This is a genomic window from Maribellus sp. CM-23 (genome assembly GCF_021354595.1).
Classification (GTDB): domain Bacteria; phylum Bacteroidota; class Bacteroidia; order Bacteroidales; family Prolixibacteraceae; genus Draconibacterium.
This window is the reverse complement of record NZ_JADWYJ010000003.1, coordinates 294,832-309,104: the sequence shown is the minus strand read 5'-3', so window position 1 is coordinate 309,104 and position 14,273 is coordinate 294,832. Positions and strand designations below refer to the sequence as shown.

Here is a 14,273-nt window from a genome sequence, read left to right as displayed (position 1 = left end):
AATATGAAAGCTATACAAATATACCTGATCTTCCTTGTCATGGTTTTATCTTCCTGCTCCATGCAGAAAAGCAAGGTAAAGGAAGAAACAAAACCCAACCTGCTGTTTATTTTTGCCGATCAATACCGGCGGCCTGCACTGGGCTTTTTGAATGAGGACCCCGTGCTTACACCCAACATCGACAAACTGGCTTCTGATGGAGTATTTTTCAGCCGGGCAGTGGCCAACCACCCGCTTTGCAGCCCGTATCGCGGAATGTTGATGACGGGGCAATATCCGCTCTCAAACGGCGTAATTGCCAATTGTAATTCGGCCCGTACAGCTTACGGGAACTTTCTCAAACCGGAACAGGAATGCTTTTCGGATGTGCTCGCTGAAAACGGCTACAGTGCAGCGTATTTGGGGAAATGGCATCTTGACGGCCCCGAACCAACGGCTCCGGGCGAAGAAGTTATCTGGGATGCCTGGTGCCCACCGGAAAACCGCCACGGTTTTTCATTTTGGTACGCTTATGGCACTCACAACCGGCACAACGATCCTTATTACTGGACGACGAATGCCGGGAAAGATGAGAAAACGACGATCAACAAATGGTCGCCGGAACACGAAGCTGACATCCTGATCAGCTACCTGGAGAACAACCACAATCAACGGGAAAAAGACGCTCCTTTTGCCATGTTTTGGTCCATAAATCCACCCCATACTCCTTTTAAAGAAGTGCCGGAGAAATACAGAAATCATTACAAAGACGAGGATTACCATTCATTGCTAAACCGTGAAAATGTTAAATTTACGTATCCAGATGATTTAAAACGGGGCGACAAAGGTGTGGAAAGAAGCATTGACCAGGCACCTGATTACTTTGCCTGTATCAACGGAGTGGACGACCAGATTGGCCGCGTGATTGAAGCCCTGAAAAAATCGGGTCTGTATGAAAACACCATCATCGTTTTTTCTGCCGACCACGGAGAAATGCTGGGCAGCCAGGGATTAATGCACAAAAATGTGTGGTTCCGCGAGGCCTACGAGATTCCGTTCATCGTTCACTTCCCCCAAAAGATTAGCGCAAAAACAGAAGACCTCCTGATCAATGTTCCCGATTTTATGCCTACCCTGCTGGGCTTAATGGGACTGGAAGATAAAATCCCTTCGTCGGTGGAAGGACAGGATTATTCAAAAGTACTTTTTAACGAAGCGGTTAACCGTCCCGACAAACAATTGTATTTTGGCTCAGAACCTTCCGACCCGTCTTCGGGCGCCAGAGGCTTCCGGAACAACGAATACACCTTTGCCGTGGTTAAAAATAAAAACGGGGAGAAATACTATTACCTGTATCACGATGCGGTTGATCCTTTCCAAATGAAAAATATCTGGGGACAGGACGAAGACCTTGATCAAAAAATGGAACAGGAACTGGCAGCCTTGTTAAAGTCGATGAATGATCCGTGGATCAACTAGAAATTTCTGATACCGATTTTTTGTTTTGATCAACAAAACAAAAGTGTAGCGATATAAAGAGGCAGTTCAAATGACTGCCTCTTTTCATTCAAAGCTATCTCCCAAACCAGGTTTGCTCTAAAAAATCAAAGTGAAATTCTCCCCTTTCTTTCCAAAATGCAAAGCCGGAATTTACTTGTTCTTCCCCTGCGATGTTGGTGGTTTTTAAGGTAAAAATTCAGACAAAGACGAGTCGGCGCTTAAACCCTGATCAACTTATTTTGTTTACCTTGGAACAAAACTTTTCCAGATGATCAGAGCTTCTTACTTCATTCTCGTTGTACTTTTTATTGCCTTTGTTTCCTGTCGCCCGGAACCACCGGATATTATGACTGTCACGGGTCCTGTTTCAATAAAAAAAATGGGAAAAACGCTTCATCACGAACATATTTTGGTTGACTTTATCGGTGCCGACAGTACCGGTTATCATCGCTGGAACCGCGACGAAGTGGTGAAAAAAGTACTGCCCTACCTTTTAGAAGCCCGTGATCTGGGGTATAAAACGATTATGGAATGTACTCCGGCTTTCCTGGGGCGCGATCCGGTGCTGTTAAAAATGCTTTCCGAAAAAACCGGGATGTATTTTGTGACCAATACCGGGCTGTATTCAGCTTACGAAGGGAAATACATTCCGGAGGAACTGCAAAAGAAAACGGCCGAAGAACTTGCTGCCATCTGGATCGACGAGGCCAGAAACGGAATTGAAGGAACCGGGGTTTATCCGGGATTTATCAAAATAGCCGTGGAACGTGGACCATTGAGCGAACTCAACCGAAAAGTAGTGGAAGCCGCCTGTATTGCCCACAAGGCAACCGGATTGGTGATTATGTCGCACACAGGCCCGGCGCTGCCTGCCTTGCAACAGCTGGAAATTTTAAAGGAATATGGTGTAGATCCTTCTGCGTTTATCTGGACACACGCCAACAACGAAAAAGACTGGGAAAAACTACTGGAGGCGGCAAGAATGGGCGTTTTCATTGCATTCGATGGCTTCAAACCCGACAAAGTGGACGAATACCTCGATTTTATTCTGTACATGAAAAAACACGGACAGCTTCCGCAGGTTTTACTTTCGCACGATGCCGGCTGGTACTCTCCGGGACAACCCGATGGTGGCGATTTCAGAGGTTACAGTGACATCGAAACATACCTTATACCGGCCATGGAAAAAGCAGGTATCGCTCAGTTCGATCTGTTCCAGCTATTTTTCCGCGCTCCTGCCGATGCATTTCGGATACGTGAGCTTCCGGTTCAGTAATAAAATATTCTCCCCTGCCCCACACCAACAGTAAAATACTGTTCAATCATTTTACATTCTTTCCGAATATGTTTTAGGAAGGCTTGTGAAACCTATTCCTCTTTTTGGGGTATATACAATTACTCAAATCAGCTGTAAAGTACAGTTAACGATGTGCTACCTTTAGATTTATTGTCATGCAATACAGATCGAACTGCATTTTGGCGCATATTCCTCAAACTCCGGCTGGTATCGATATTTTAAAACAAGCTCTTTTCTTCAAAGAAGCGCTCGAAATGCGGATTTTCCTGCTGGATATCATCCGCACAGGAACCTTTTTTGCTCCCCGGCTGCAATCTCAAAAGAATCAACTCAGGCATAAAAATGAACTCAACAAATTCACTGAATTCATCGGGAAAGCGATGGAAAAGAAAATCCCGTCCGATGTTGTCCCGCGCATCGGTTGGGGGAAAGTAGTCAAAACCCTGATTAGCGAATCGGAACGGGGCGGCTACGAATTTGTGATGCTGGATAAAAGCGAGAGAAAGAATGCCGAAGGGCTTACCCGTGCTGAAGTTGACCGCTGCGTAAGCAAATCTTTTTGCCCGGTTCTTCTGATCGACAAAGACCACCCGGTTGATCGTATCGATAAAATTGTAATTCCGATCGATATTTCGCAACGAACCCAAAAAAGGCTTTACTGGGCCACTTTTTTTGCCAAAAAGTTTCATGCAAAAATACAGATCGTTTCGGCACTGAACATCGATATCAAAGAAACCAAAAGCCTGGCCTACAAAAATGCGGAAAACCTAAAAACGATGTTGGAGGCCAGAGGTGTTTCCAGTGAAGTAAGAATTATAAAAGTACTTGACAAAGAGATTCACACCGCGGTGCTGGAGTATATCGAAGAGGAAAAACCAGGCCTCGTAATCATCAGGACGCACCAGGAGATTCGTTTTTCGGGAAGAAAAATCGGAAAGTTTGTTTCGGGGATTCTACACGGTTGCCCGGTACCTGTATTTACAGTGGGCGGTGTAACCCAGAATTTTGATATCCATTCTATTTGACATTCAATTATTCCACACAGCCATGGCCGACCGAATTGAAGAAATAACGCAGAAAATTTATAATGAAGGTGTTGTAAAAGCCAAAGAAGACGCCCGGATAATCATTTCTGAAGCCACTTCAAAAGCGACAGAGATTTTAAATGAGGCCAAAAGACAGGAAGCAGAGATGATCAGAAAGGCACAACAGAATGCGGAAGAAATAAAGAAGAAAACCGAGGTAGAGTTGCAACTTGCGGCACGGCAGTTCATCAGCGCGTTGAAACAAAAAATAAACGGACTGATTACTACCCAACAGACAGAAAACCAGATAAAAGAAGATTTTAAAGACCTGGCTTTCATAAAGGAAATGATACTGACCGCTGTGCAAAACTGGAAACAGGACGACGATGCCGACTTGCTGGTTTTACTTCCTGAAAAGAAAAGAAAGGAACTCGCTGCCTTTTTTGATGCCAAAGCCATGGAAGTGATGAATAAAAGCGTGGAGGTTCGGTTTGATCCGCAGATCGAATCCGGATTCAGAATCAGCCCCAAAGACGGCACCTATTTCATCAGCTTCACCGACAAGGATTTTATAAATTATTTCAAACGCTATCTGAGAGAACGTACACAGCAACTACTTTTCGATTCATTCGAAAAAAGCGAAGATAAAATACCTGATAAGAGTAGTGATAAAGACATAACGATGCATTAGTTACGCCGGGTTTAGAATGTTTCACCTGTAAATTTCGGACATGCTAAAAAGAAAATATCATTGTTTGGTGGCAGGATTACCCGATTTGTTTTTTAACGAAAATAAACTCGTAACAGACAGTGTTGATCTGCACCACCAGTTCAAGATGGAGCTTTCTCCGTCGGATTATGAACTCGTAAAATTGATCTACCTGACAGCCGACAACGAAAATCTGCAAAACCTTCTCCTCCGCAAAAAAGCTTCTTTCAATCCCAAAGGCAATTTCTCCGAATCCTATTTGAGTCAGCAACTTTCTCCCGAAAATGAGTTGCCGGAGTTACCGGAATACATGCTGCAATTCCTGGAATGGATAAAAGAAACCGAGCAAAAAGAGCTCAATCTCAATGCAGAAATTATATTGCAACAGCTTTATTACGAATACATTCTGCAAACCAATAATGAGTTTCTCAGAAACTGGTTTCTTTTTCAACTTAACCTGAAAAATATCCTAACTGCAGTGAATTGCATCCAATTCAATTACAGCACCGAAGAACACCTCATCCGGGTAAATGGGAATAAAAATGTGTACTTACTACTGGCAAGCAGAAAATTTAAACCTGAATGGTTCGAGGATGAAATCCCTTACCATCGCGAAATTTTTAAAATAACCGAATCCTCCCGGAGTTGGATGGAGCGGGAAAAAGCACTGGATAAATTGAAATGGGATTACCTCGACGAGTATACGTTTTTCTACTATTTCACCATCGAAAAGATTTTGGGTTATATCCTCAAACTAAAAATGGTGGAACGATGGACAAAACTCGATAAAAAAAGTGGTGAAGAATTACTGAAAAAACTAATCGACGACTTTGCAAAGACCGATGAGTTAGCAGTGGATTTAAGTCAAACGACATAGCGACTTATGGCAACAACAGGTAAAGTGGCGGGTATTATTTCCAACCTCGTAATGGTAAAGGTTGACGGACCGGTTTCTCAAAACGAGATCTGCTACATCCACTTTGCCGGAGTCAAACTCATGGCCGAGGTGATTCGCATTGGAGCGTTTTATGCTTACCTCCAGGTATTTGAAAGCACCCGTGGTCTAAAAACAGGAACCGAAGTCGAATTTACTGGTCACCTCCTCGAAGCAACACTCGGCCCGGGAATTTTGTCGAAAAATTTCGATGGTTTGCAAAACGACCTCAATAAAATGGAAGGTATCTTCCTTCGGAAAGGCGAATACACACACCCGCTTGAACCTGACAAACTATGGGACTTTAAACCGCTTGCCAAAAAGGGCGAAACAGTAGTTGCCGGATCGTGGCTGGGTGAGGTGGCTGAAAACTGGATTCCTCACAAAATTATGGTCCCTTTTATACTGGATGGTCGATACAAAGTTTCAAAAATCAATAGCGAAGGAAGCTACAAAATTGATGATACCATTGCCTTACTGAAAGATGGCAAAGGCGAAGAATATAGGGTAACGATGGTGCAAAAATGGCCCATTAAAATCCCCATAAAAGCTTACAGAGAAAAGCCCCGGCCTTTCAATTTTATGGAAACCGGAATCCGTGTGATCGACTGCATTAATCCGATTGTGGAAGGAGGAACCGGCTTTATCCCCGGACCTTTTGGAACTGGTAAGACAGTGTTGCAGCACGCGCTTTCGAAACAGGCGGAGGCCGATATGATAGTTGTGGCAGCCTGCGGAGAACGCGCCAACGAAGTGGTTGAACTGTTTTCTGAATTCCCGGAACTGGACGACCCGCGAACGGGAAGAAAACTGATGGAGCGAACCACGATCATTGCCAACACGTCGAATATGCCGGTGGCGGCCCGTGAAGCTTCGGTTTACACCGCCATGACCATTGCTGAATATTACCGGCAAATGGGCTTAAAAATTCTCCTCCTGGCCGATTCTACTTCACGCTGGGCACAGGCTTTGCGCGAAATGTCGAACCGAATGGAAGAGCTTCCCGGCCCCGATGCTTTCCCTATGGATTTACCGGCTATTATTTCCAACTTTTATGCACGCGCCGGCTATGTTCGTCTGCACAACGGGAAAACCGGATCCGTCACATTTATTGGGACCGTTTCACCTGCCGGTGGCAACTTAAAAGAACCCGTGACCGAAGCCACTAAAAAAGCCGCGCGTTGTTTTTATTCCCTTTCGCAAAACAGGGCCGACAGCAAACGCTATCCCGCCATCGATGCGGTGGACAGTTATTCCAAATACCTGGAATATCCCGAATTTATTGAATTCGTTTCCCAATCGATTGGCAGCAACTGGATCGACCAGATACTTGAAGTCAAGAATATTCTGATCCGCGGAAACGAAGCTTACGAACAGATCAACATTCTTGGAGATGACGGAGTCCCGATTCATTACCACGAAATATTCTGGAAATCGGAGGTGATCGACTTTGTCATTTTGCAGCAGGATGCTTTTGATAATATCGACGCTTCCACGCCCATTCCTCGTCAGAAATACATGATGGATAAAGTACTGGAAGTATGCAATACCGCTTTCACTTTCAACAAGTTTGAGGAAGTGAATCCCTATTTCAAGCGGATCATCAACGTTTTCAAACAAATGAATTATTCAGAGTTTCAATCTGAACCGTTCAGGAACTATGAAGAAGAGTTGAAAAGCATCATTAACGAAAAAAGAAAAACTGAAGAGCAAGCTGTATAAATCAAAAAGATGGAACCGATAGCTTTTCAAAAAATATACACGCGCGTCAGTCAGGTAACCAAAGCCACCTGCTCGTTGCATGCCACCGGTGTAGGAAACGAAGAAATGGCGCAGGTAAACGATCGTTTGGCACAGGTTGTCAAAATTGAAGGAGACCTCGTCACCTTGCAGATCTTTTCAGGAACCGAGGGAATTCCAACCAATTCAGAAGTGATTTTCCTGGGCCATGCACCGCAGTTATCTGTGAGCGAAGAATTGTGCGGAAGGTTTTTCAACGCTTACGGACAGCCAATTGACGGCGGGCCGGAAGTAGAAGGGCAACTGGTTGAAATTGGTGGTCCCTCGGTAAACCCGGTGCGAAGAAAACAACCCTCGGAGCTAATTGCCACCGGCATTGCAGGAATCGACCTGAACAACACGATTGTAACCGGTCAGAAAATTCCGTTTTTTGCCGATCCCGACCAGCCCTACAACCAGGTGATGGCCATGGTAGCTCTTCGGGCCCAGGCCGATAAAATTATTTTAGGCGGTATGGGAATCTCCAACGATGACTACCTGTTTTTCAAAAATGTATTTGAAAATGCCGGTGCTACCGACCGTATCATCAGCTTTGTGAATACCACCGAAGCTCCTCCTGTAGAGCGTCTGCTGGTGCCCGATATGGCACTCACGGCCGCCGAATATTTTGCTGTCGAAAAAAAACAAAAGGTACTGGTTTTGCTTACCGACATGACCTTGTACGCCGATGCCCTGAGCATTGTATCGAACCGCATGGACCAGATCCCGTCGAAAGACAGCATGCCCGGTTCCTTATACAGCGACCTGGCCAAACTGTACGAAAAAGCAGTTCAGTTTCCCGATGGAGGTTCGATAACTATCATAGCTGTTACAACGCTTTCGGGGGGCGATATTACGCATGCCATTCCCGATAACACCGGTTATATAACCGAAGGCCAGTTATTCCTGAGAAAAGACACGGATATCGGGAAAGTCATTGTCGATCCGTTCCGCAGCCTTTCCCGCCTAAGACAACTCGTAATTGGAAAGAAAACGCGGGAAGACCACCCGCAGGTCATGAATACGGCCGTGCGACTTTATGCCGACGCCGCCAATGCGAAAACAAAGATTGAAAATGGTTTCGACCTCACCGATTACGACAAAAGAACCATGAGTTTTGCCCGCGAATACTCGGAAAAGCTCCTGGCGATTGACATAAATATTGAAATTGATACGATGATCGACACGGCCTGGAAACTTTTCGGTAAATATTTCTCGTATGCAGAAATAGGGATTAAAGCCGAATTGGTAGAAAAATACGGCACCATCAATCAGCATAAAAACTAACCGTCATGGAAAATCAACTGATTACATTATTACGGATTAAAACAGCCTATTTAGGCAGTTTTGTGAAAGATAAACTCGAAGAACACGGATTCGAGGTATTCTTTACAAATGAAGGTCTGACACTTGGCGAAAAGTACGATCCGAGGGAGGTTTTATTAAAAGTCAAAGCCGGGCAGTCGGAAAAAGCCATCGCTACACTCCTGCAGTTACACAAGGAGTATGATCTCGATGAAATACGGGATATGGGAGAAGTAAAGCAGCTCAAAAAGATTTTGGTTCCCGTCAAAATAAGCGACTGTTGTTTCGATTTGTGTGAGTATGCCATTGGTTTGGCGAGCAGACAAAATGCAGAAGTCAAAATCCTGTATGTCTACCCCGATCCGACGTTCGCCGATTCGCAAAAAAGCACCACGTCGTGGGAGAAAATCGTGAACATGCAGCTAAAGGAAGCTTTTGACAAGGCGCAGTTAAAACTGGTTGAATTCAGCAAAGAACTGAAAGAGCGCATTCCAAAAGAGCTGATGCGTGCGGTAAAAGTTCACTACCGAATGTTGAAGGGAACACCGGTGAATGTGATTACTGAATCGTGCAGAAGGTATAAACCCGATGTTGTGGTAATGGGAACAAGACAGGATAAAGAAGGAAATGGAGAATTTTGTGGAAAAACATTGATGAAAGTAATTGAGAACACTCAGTATCCGGTACTTGGAGTTCCCGAGGGTGCCAAATTTAAAGGCAAAGCAAAAATCAATGTAATGTATGCCACCGACTTTTATGAGTCGGACAATTCTTCGCTTAATAAACTGTTGGAGATACTTAAGTCGTACGACAAGAAAATCTACTGTGTCCACATTGCAACAAAAAAGGATCTAAGCCACCAGGAAAAAATTGACGAGCTCAATACATTCCTGAAAAGCGATTATCCGGACGTGGACATTACCTGTGTTTCAACCGAAAGCGAAAGTGTGCCCAAAGGCCTGGACGATTTTATGGAATCGCACGATATCGATCTCATTTCATTATCCAAACAGAAACATTCGGCCTTTTACAGAATGTTTCACAGCGACCTTGTAGAAGCCATGGTTTCAAGCAAAAAGATTCCGATGCTGATATTTCCGGTGTAAAACATTAAATCCTAACCATTGGCTATCAGCTTTCAATACAACAAAACGGAGCTTCAGCGCCTGGATAAACAACTGAAGATCCGGACCAGGGCGCTTCCTACGTTAAAAAACAAGGAATCGGCCCTACGTTTGGAAGTAAAAAAGGCAAAAGACAAAGTGCTTGAAACAGAAAATGAACTGACTGAAATAATTACACAGCACAGCGACTCGGTGAATCTGTGGAATGAATTCATGCCCGAATTGCTCAGCATCACCGAAGTGAGGACAACAGAAAGAAAGGTGGCAGGAGTTTCGATACCGGTGTTGGAAGAGATTCTTTTTAGCGAAATGAAATTCAGCTTGTTTGAACGCCCCAAGTGGTTTCCTGAAGGGTTGACTTTTCTGAAAAAAGTGGCGCTGATTGTAACACGGCTTAATTTCGGAAAGCAAAAAATGATGTTGCTCGATCATGCCCGGAGAAAAACGACCCAAAAAGTGAATCTCTATGAAAAAGTGCAGATCCCGGGTTACGAAGATGCGATTCGTAAGATAAAACGCTTCCTAGAAGACGAAGTAAATCTTTCGAAATCGGCTCAGAAACTTGTCAAAAAACGGCAGCAACAACAAAAAGAAATGCAGTTATGATTGTTCCGATGATAAAATATTCATTTCTGGTATTTTACAAAGAATACAACGCTTTTCTCAAGGATATTCAAAAACTTGGTGTACTGCACATTATTGAAAAAGAAGCCGATTTAACCGAAGAATTAAAGGATAAATTCAATGAAATAAAAACGTATAAAAAGGCCATTCGGGTACTGAAAAAAAGGAATATTCCGGAACAAAACGTGGAACAAATTGTGAAGGATGAGAAGCTCCCTGAAGCCATCCTCGATACTGAAGTAAGAATTGGGAACTTTGAAAGTAAGCTTGAAGAACTGAAAGCAGCCTATGAAAAAGCCCGTTTGTGGGGTAACTTTTCACCGCAATTGCTTCAACAATTAAAAGCTGAAGATATCTTCCCCGAATTTTACACTGCACCGTCCAGAAAGTTCCGCGAACTCGAGAATACCGGACTTCCCGTCATTTTGATTTCAGAAAAAAGTTCCCGCATTTATTTCGTGCTGATCCGAACAAAGGACATAGAATTTGATCTCGATTTAGAGCCTTTGAATTTGCCGGAGATTCCAGCTTCAGAACTGGAGAAACAAACAGAAGTTGCAAAGGCCGAAATTGATCAGCTTAATAAAAAGCTCGATGAATATGCTAAGTTTTCACTCGCACGGCTGGAGCAAAAAATGGCGGACTTCATCAATGAACTCGAATTTGAAAAGATAAAAGTAACCACCGAAAAAAATGCCGACGATAAACTAATGCTGTTGGAAGGTTGGATCCCCCGATCGAAATCAGACATTTTTAATTTGTACATCGAAGACATCGGAGTTCTTTATGTACGACGAAGGGGAACACCCAAAGATAAAATACCGGTGTTACTAAAAAATAACCGGTTCAGCAGCTTGTTCGAACCGATCGGCTCCCTGTTTTCCTTACCCAATTATGCAGAAATTGATCTAACTGTCTTTTTCGCCCCCTTTTTTATGCTGTTCTTTGGCTTTTGCCTGGGCGATGCCGGTTATGGTTTATTATTCCTTGTGGGTGCCGGTATTTACAAACCTTTTGCCGATAAAAAGTTTTTGCCTTACCTGAGTCTTTTACAGTTTTTAGGTGCTGCTACCCTCCTGTTCGGGATTGTATCCGGCACTTTCTTTGGCATCAATTTAATTGAAGCCGAATTTTCTCTCACCCAAAATTTCAGAAACCTTTTTCTCGATCCCAATAAAATGTTTCAGCTTTCGCTGGCACTGGGCGGCGTACAAATTATTCTCGGATTGTTTCTGAAGGCGGCCAACCAGATCAAACAATTCGGGTACCGCTATGCATTATCGACTTGCGGCTGGCTGATCATAATCTTAGGTATACTTGTGTATACACTTCTTGCAAAACTGGGCGTGATCCTGAATAACGCCGCTATTTTATACACCATCATCTCTGTTGGAGGCTTTTTTATTCTTTTCTTCAGCGATCCGCAAGTCAATGTTTTTGCGCGTGTCAGTAAAGGAATCTGGGATGTATATTCCACGGTTACCGGCATTTTTGGTGATTTGCTGTCTTACATCCGTTTGTTTGCCTTGGGTCTGTCGAGCGCCATTCTCGGTTTTGTGATTAACGACATTGCCTTGCAAATATTGGATTCCTCCAAAACTCTGGGGCCGGTATTCTTTGTTATTTTCCTGATTCTCGGCCATACACTGAATATTCTGATCTCCTCGCTTGGTTCGTTTGTTCATCCGATGCGTCTGACTTTTGTGGAGTTTTATAAAAATGCCGGATTTAAAGGCGGAGGCAGGGCATACAAACCCTTTACCAAATGATTGAAATATGAAAAACAAAACATTAAAATAAATCATCATGACAACTGCAGTAATTTTAGCTTACATCGGTCTGGCCATTATGCTTATTTTCTCAGGTGTTGGCAGTGCCATCGGTGTTTCGAAAGGCGGGAATGCCACGGTTGGCGCACTAAAGAAAGAACCGGAAAAATTCGGAAGTTACCTGCTTTTAAGTGCTTTGCCCGGAACGCAGGGACTTTACGGATTTGCAGGATTTTTCATCATTATCAACCAGGGAATAATCTCCGCTGAGATGACCATGCTTCAGGGAGTAGCCATACTCGCTGCAGGCCTTACTTTGGGGATAGTCGGCTTTTTTTCAGCGCTCAACCAGGGTTCTGTCACTTCAAATGGAATTGCAGGCATTGGATCTGGCCATGATATTTTTGGAAAAACCATGGTGCTAGCCGTATTTCCTGAATTATATGCCATTATTGCCTTCGCAGCCACTTTCCTGATTAGTATGAGTTTGTAGGCAATCACTTTCAAGATTAGAAGTAAAACCGATGTAATAACTTCTGTCTTGCTCACTTTGCAATATGTAAACAAAATAGGCCATCAGAAACAAAAAAAGCAGCTCTTGTTCTGAACTGCTTTTTGCGGTGCGGATCCCGAGCACTCGGGAAACCCGCGATCTATTCATCGCTTTTTATCAATCGCTCATAAAACGCACGATTGCGTTGTTGCTTTAGAAATTTCTCACGTTTCAGCGCATCCGATTTGGTTGCATAACTTTCACTGTAAACAATCCTCCACGGTAGTTTTCGCGAGGTATATCGTGATTTCCCGGAGTTGTGGTATTCCAGACGGATCTCAAGGTTCGAAGTAAAACCGATGTAATAACTTCTGTCTTGCTCACTTTGCAATATGTAAACAAAATAGGCCATCAGAAACAAAAAAAGCAGCTCTTGTTCTGAACTGCTTTTTGCGGTGCGGACGGGACTCGAACCCGCGACCCCCGGCGTGACAGGCCGATATTCTAACCAACTGAACTACCGCACCAAATGTTATGTAAAGATTTGACTAAAAATGCGGTGCGGACGGGACTCGAACCCGCGACCCCCGGCGTGACAGGCCGATATTCTAACCAACTGAACTACCGCACCATTTTTAATCATATTCTTTAAAGAACTACCCTTGTCAAAGGTGTTGCAAATATATACTTTCTTTTTTTTCCGGCAATACAAAATAATATTTTTTTGAAATTTTTCACAAACAACTGACTAACAACGCATTAGATACCGAAATCATTTCACCTGCACCACATTCTCCACATCCAGTTGCTTTTCTCCGCTCCAACGATAGGCTGTTAGTACGCCACTACCTGTAACGCAGGAGTCTACACAGCAGATATTAGGCTTTACCACAATCGGGCCTCTCCCCCTGCAGTAATGCCCAAAGAACACAATGGGCGCATCATTCGGATATGGCTCATTTTCAGGAATTATCTGCACCGGAACAGTATAATCAGGCAAGGTATATTTGCTTTCAAACGACAGATCGCGAAAGGTCATTCCCGCTGTTTCTTCCCACCAACGCATCCTGAATGAACGCGGAGCAACCCCTTTATTATTTACCACGTGCAAATCCGATGGCATTTTTAACAAAATTCCCTTTGTCAGCAACCAAACGCTTTTGGTGATGTCATCGTCGGCTTTTTTATGAATGGTGCGGAAGATTTTCTTCTTGATCCTCCCCTCTTCATAAACCGAAGCTGCTATTGCCACAGCCTCATCCGACCAGCAGGCATGCACAATTCTGATGTCACCAAAGTCGAGAAATAATGGCAAAGTACGCATCCAGTTTAGATTGTCTTTCCACTCCGCCTCCCTTGGAGAACCAAACTCTTTAATGGTTTTGATCAAGGCAGGGTAATACCTGTTGGGCCTTTTAACAAATAATGAATCCTGGTTATCTGTCAGGTGATAAATAATAGCATTGATCTCGTGGTTTCCAAGAATGGCAAAAGCATTTCCGCTTTCAACCATCGATCGAATAATCTTAATGGTTTTGCGTATTTCGGTACCACGATTGATAAAATCGCCCACAAAAATGGCTTTCCGGCAGGGATGAGAGAAACTGCCGTTTGCTTTTTCGTACCCCATTTTCAGCAGCAACTTTTTGAGTAAAGCTGCCTGTCCGTGAACATCTCCGATAATATCGTACATATTACTTCAGTATAGAAAGGCGAATTTAAAAAAAAGTAGCTG

At 43.7% G+C, this 14,273-nt stretch carries 13 protein-coding genes and 2 tRNA genes; 11 read left to right on the top strand and 4 right to left on the bottom strand.

All coding sequences use genetic code 11. The features are described from left to right. Positions 1–3: 3 nt before the first annotated feature. The 11 genes from INQ51_RS12235 to INQ51_RS12185 all read left to right on the top strand — a co-directional run bounded on the left by INQ51_RS12235 (position 4) and on the right by INQ51_RS12185 (position 12,538). Positions 4–1,458 carry a sulfatase gene (locus INQ51_RS12235; RefSeq protein WP_233378252.1) on the top strand — a complete coding sequence of 485 codons (1,455 nt, stop codon included), beginning with the start codon at positions 4–6 and terminating at the stop codon, positions 1,456–1,458. Between the two features lie 289 nt (positions 1,459–1,747). Next, positions 1,748–2,755, top strand: coding sequence for a phosphotriesterase (locus tag INQ51_RS12230; protein WP_317207960.1), 1,008 nt, complete (start codon positions 1,748–1,750; stop codon positions 2,753–2,755). 176 nt (positions 2,756–2,931) lie between these two features. After that, the gene (locus INQ51_RS12225; protein ID WP_233378250.1) at positions 2,932–3,801 is read left to right on the top strand and encodes a universal stress protein; all 870 of its coding nucleotides are present in this window, start codon (positions 2,932–2,934) and stop codon (positions 3,799–3,801) included. A gap of 22 nt (positions 3,802–3,823) precedes the next feature. Further along, entirely contained in the window at positions 3,824–4,492 is a 669-nt protein-coding gene (locus INQ51_RS12220) for a V-type ATP synthase subunit E (RefSeq protein ID WP_233378249.1), read from the top strand. A gap of 40 nt (positions 4,493–4,532) precedes the next feature. Beyond that, positions 4,533–5,387, top strand: a complete 855-nt coding sequence (locus INQ51_RS12215) for a DUF2764 family protein (protein WP_233378248.1) — start codon at positions 4,533–4,535, stop codon at positions 5,385–5,387. 6 nt (positions 5,388–5,393) lie between these two features. Further along, on the top strand, positions 5,394–7,166 hold the full coding sequence (locus INQ51_RS12210; protein WP_233378247.1) for a V-type ATP synthase subunit A: 1,773 nt from the start codon (positions 5,394–5,396) through the stop codon (positions 7,164–7,166). A gap of 9 nt (positions 7,167–7,175) precedes the next feature. After that, positions 7,176–8,510: a V-type ATP synthase subunit B gene (locus tag INQ51_RS12205; RefSeq protein ID WP_233378246.1), complete on the top strand. Its 1,335-nt coding sequence runs from the start codon at positions 7,176–7,178 to the stop codon at positions 8,508–8,510. Positions 8,511–8,515: 5 nt separating this feature from the next. Next, on the top strand, positions 8,516–9,634 hold the full coding sequence (locus INQ51_RS12200; protein WP_233378245.1) for a universal stress protein: 1,119 nt from the start codon (positions 8,516–8,518) through the stop codon (positions 9,632–9,634). 18 nt (positions 9,635–9,652) lie between these two features. Further along, entirely contained in the window at positions 9,653–10,258 is a 606-nt protein-coding gene (locus INQ51_RS12195) for a V-type ATP synthase subunit D (protein WP_233378244.1), read from the top strand. Further along, positions 10,255–12,045 carry a V-type ATP synthase subunit I gene (locus tag INQ51_RS12190; RefSeq protein ID WP_233378243.1) on the top strand — a complete coding sequence of 597 codons (1,791 nt, stop codon included), beginning with the start codon at positions 10,255–10,257 and terminating at the stop codon, positions 12,043–12,045. Before INQ51_RS12195 ends, INQ51_RS12190 begins: the two co-directional genes overlap by 4 nt. Before the next feature lie 37 nt (positions 12,046–12,082). Then, a complete protein-coding gene (locus tag INQ51_RS12185; RefSeq protein ID WP_233378242.1) occupies positions 12,083–12,538 on the top strand; it encodes a V-type ATP synthase subunit K in 456 nt (151 codons plus the stop codon). Between the two features lie 160 nt (positions 12,539–12,698). On the opposite strand, the gene INQ51_RS22745 is transcribed toward INQ51_RS12185, so the two are convergent. The 4 genes from INQ51_RS22745 to INQ51_RS12170 form a co-directional block, all read right to left on the bottom strand. Continuing rightward, positions 12,699–12,950 (bottom strand): GIY-YIG nuclease family protein, encoded by a 252-nt coding sequence (locus tag INQ51_RS22745; protein WP_410796303.1) that lies wholly within the window; start codon positions 12,948–12,950, stop codon positions 12,699–12,701. Positions 12,951–12,991: 41 nt separating this feature from the next. Then, positions 12,992–13,065, bottom strand: a tRNA-Asp gene (locus tag INQ51_RS12180). 30 nt (positions 13,066–13,095) lie between these two features. Continuing rightward, positions 13,096–13,169: transfer RNA gene (locus INQ51_RS12175), tRNA-Asp, on the bottom strand. Between the two features lie 141 nt (positions 13,170–13,310). Further along, positions 13,311–14,231: a metallophosphoesterase gene (locus INQ51_RS12170; protein WP_233378241.1), complete on the bottom strand. Its 921-nt coding sequence runs from the start codon at positions 14,229–14,231 to the stop codon at positions 13,311–13,313. Positions 14,232–14,273: the final 42 nt, after the last annotated feature.

What these genes read in the sequence shown, in the direction of transcription:
- INQ51_RS12225 (WP_233378250.1), top strand. Translation starts at nt 2,932, where the DNA reads ATGCAATACAGATCGAACTGCATTTTGGCGCATATTCCTCAAACTCCG.
- INQ51_RS12235 (WP_233378252.1), top strand. Translation starts at nt 4, where the DNA reads ATGAAAGCTATACAAATATACCTGATCTTCCTTGTCATGGTTTTATCT.
- INQ51_RS12215 (WP_233378248.1), top strand. Translation starts at nt 4,533, where the DNA reads ATGCTAAAAAGAAAATATCATTGTTTGGTGGCAGGATTACCCGATTTG.
- INQ51_RS12185 (WP_233378242.1), top strand. Translation starts at nt 12,083, where the DNA reads ATGACAACTGCAGTAATTTTAGCTTACATCGGTCTGGCCATTATGCTT.
- INQ51_RS12170 (WP_233378241.1), bottom strand. Translation starts at nt 14,231, where the DNA reads ATGTACGATATTATCGGAGATGTTCACGGACAGGCAGCTTTACTCAAA.
- INQ51_RS12200 (WP_233378245.1), top strand. Translation starts at nt 8,516, where the DNA reads ATGGAAAATCAACTGATTACATTATTACGGATTAAAACAGCCTATTTA.
- INQ51_RS12220 (WP_233378249.1), top strand. Translation starts at nt 3,824, where the DNA reads ATGGCCGACCGAATTGAAGAAATAACGCAGAAAATTTATAATGAAGGT.
- INQ51_RS22745 (WP_410796303.1), bottom strand. Translation starts at nt 12,950, where the DNA reads ATGGCCTATTTTGTTTACATATTGCAAAGTGAGCAAGACAGAAGTTAT.
- INQ51_RS12190 (WP_233378243.1), top strand. Translation starts at nt 10,255, where the DNA reads ATGATTGTTCCGATGATAAAATATTCATTTCTGGTATTTTACAAAGAA.
- INQ51_RS12205 (WP_233378246.1), top strand. Translation starts at nt 7,176, where the DNA reads ATGGAACCGATAGCTTTTCAAAAAATATACACGCGCGTCAGTCAGGTA.
- INQ51_RS12230 (WP_317207960.1), top strand. Translation starts at nt 1,748, where the DNA reads ATGATCAGAGCTTCTTACTTCATTCTCGTTGTACTTTTTATTGCCTTT.
- INQ51_RS12210 (WP_233378247.1), top strand. Translation starts at nt 5,394, where the DNA reads ATGGCAACAACAGGTAAAGTGGCGGGTATTATTTCCAACCTCGTAATG.